The following is a 2,509-nucleotide window of genomic DNA, read 5'->3' on the forward strand; positions in this document are numbered from 1 at the left end:
ATACATAAGCTGTTGCATCGCCTTCACCTGTGAAGTTGGTCGCAAAGATGAATTCCTCAATATCACTCGCCTGCAAACGGGCAACCAGCTTATCTAATGCCACTGCCGAAATATCCATCCCCTGCGCCGGGCTGACTTGCCCCATCAAAACAAAATACAGGCCATCATGGCAATTGGCCGCCTCCATGCTGGAGACATCCGCCGGCATATGCACAATCATCAAACGGCTTTTATCGCGTTTTTCGTCTGCGCAAATTTCACACAAATCGCCTTCGCAAAATGTGTTACATAGCCGACAATGCTGCACCTGCCTCAAAGCAAATTGCAAAGCGTCCACTAATTCCTGAGCCTCTTCGCGTTTGTACTGTAAAAGCTGGTAGGCCATACGTTGTGCGGATTTCGGGCCGACATTGGGCAGAATTTTTAATGCATTAATCAAGCGGACAAAGGCATCAGGATTTTTACTCATGATTTCAGACGGCCTTTTAAAAGATAGCTAAAAATAAGAAAACAGCCGGAATTCATCCGGCTGCCCTACTCTAATATTCTGCTTATTCGGCAGCATTATTAACTTGTTGTGCACCTTGCGTACGATCGATTTTCTTACCCAAATACTGGAGCAAGGCATCGAACACATTGGCGGAAAGCTGCTGAACCAAAGCCTGTTTGGCAGCCGGAATCTGTGAATCGGCATTTTCAGGAGCAGAAACACTCTGAACTTCCATAATTACCGGCGCAGGCATACCTTCCAACAATGTATACGCAGGTTTGCCGCCGACAGGACGCGCTTTCAGCAAAGCCGCATAAGCCTCCGGAGACATGGTTTTACGTGCATCTTGCGCGCTCAATTGAGAAACAGGCGACCATTGAACATCGGCAGCTTTACCGGCTTTCAATGCGGCCAAAGTTTCCTGGGCTTTTTTCTCTGCCAGTTTGGCGGCTTCAGAGCGCTGATATGCTGCACGGACATTGTCTTTCACTTCTGCAAATGGTGCAATTTTCTCTTCGCGCACTTCTTTCGCACGAATGACCCAAACGGTTTCGTTATTGATGGCAATTACTTCAGAATTGTGTTTTTTCTTCAGTACATCGTCGCTAAACGCTGCATTAATCAACGCTTCAGGCAAACCGGCCTCTTTCGCACCCGCTTTGGTCACCCATTCATCCAGGTTTTCCACTTTCAAGCCTGAATTGGCGGCTGCTTTTGCCAAAGAAGATGGATCATTAAAGGTATCTTCACCCAGTTTTTCTTTCGCAGCATTAAAGGCAGAAGCTGCTTTTTTCAGTTTCAAGGCTGCTTCGATACGCGCCTTGGCTTGTTCCAAAGTCGGCTCAGCTTCGACATTCAAAACTTTAATGACGTGATAACCCAAAGATGATTTAACGGTATCGCTGACTTCGCCTTTGCCCAATGCAAATGCCGCTTTATCGAATTCCGGCCCAAAGCCGCTGCCACCGCTTTTGCTTAGATAACCCAAATTGCCGCCTTTGTTGCTGCTGGACAAGTCTTTGGAGTACTTGGCCGCCAGCTCGGCAAACGAATCCGGATGTGCTTTAAGCTCCGCAGCCATTTTGTCCACTTCGGCTTTAATTTCTGCATTGCTTGCTTCATCTCCGTTAGGCATAACCGGAATGAAAATATGCGCAATTTCAGCTCTTGGCGACAAATCTACGCTTTTACTGTCGTAAGCTTTTTGTACTTCTTCCGCACTGACGGTTTGCTTGTCAGCCAAATCCTTGATGTTCAAAGCCACATATTCCAGCTTAACGGCTTGAGGAATCAAGTAATCTTTCTTATGCGCTTCATAATACTTTTGCAAAGCCGCATCATCTACTTTTACTTGTGCCGCAAATGCTTCAGGGCTGAAAGTAAATGAACGGATGGTACGTGTTGCTTGAGTCAGGTTAATCAACTGACGCGCTTGCGCATCGCTGACCAAAGCGCCGTTTTGCACCAAATTCAACAGATTTTGCAATTGGAACTGTTCACGGATATCTTCAACGAACTGATCCTCGGTCATCCTGCGTTGATCCAAATATTTCTTGAGCAAATCCTGGCTGAATTTACCGGAAGCATCATGAAAATTCGGATCATCCACAATAACTTGCTTGATTTGTTCCTGAGACACAGCAATGCCCATCAGCTTGGCACCTTGCTTCAGATAAGCACGTTGCAATAACGATTGGAATATAGCATCACGCGAAGGCGCATTATTGCCGGCAGCCTGCTCGTTTTGTATCGCAATCTGTAAAGCGTGTTCGCTGACTTTCTCATCCCCGACTTTGACAATGTAATCAGAACCCGGCGAAGACAAATTATTGGCACCGAATCCGATAAAGGTCAGACCGATGATACCTAAAACAATCTGGGCGGGTGTTTTATATTTTTCAACAATATGGAACATATTTATCCGAAAGAAAAGTTTGGCGCGGCAGCCGAAAAATGCTGCCGCAAAAAATCTTAAAATCCTGAAAAAAAAGTCCTAAAAGAATTATTAGGATAGGTCAA

The 2,509-nt window shown here is 45.8% G+C and carries 2 protein-coding genes; both read right to left on the reverse strand.

The window, feature by feature from the left end; genetic code table 11:
- A partial coding sequence (locus Q1M25_RS09525) for a toprim domain-containing protein (RefSeq protein ID WP_300484077.1) occupies nt 1–469 on the reverse strand: 469 nt, incomplete at its 3' end.
- 82 nt (nt 470–551) lie between these two features.
- Nucleotides 552–2,405: a SurA N-terminal domain-containing protein gene (locus tag Q1M25_RS09530; RefSeq protein WP_300484078.1), complete on the reverse strand. Its 1,854-nt coding sequence runs from the start codon at nt 2,403–2,405 to the stop codon at nt 552–554.
- Between the last annotated feature and the right edge of the window lie 104 nt (nt 2,406–2,509).

This window comes from uncultured Neisseria sp. (assembly GCF_951230505.1).
In the GTDB taxonomy this organism is placed as follows: domain Bacteria; phylum Pseudomonadota; class Gammaproteobacteria; order Burkholderiales; family Neisseriaceae; genus Neisseria.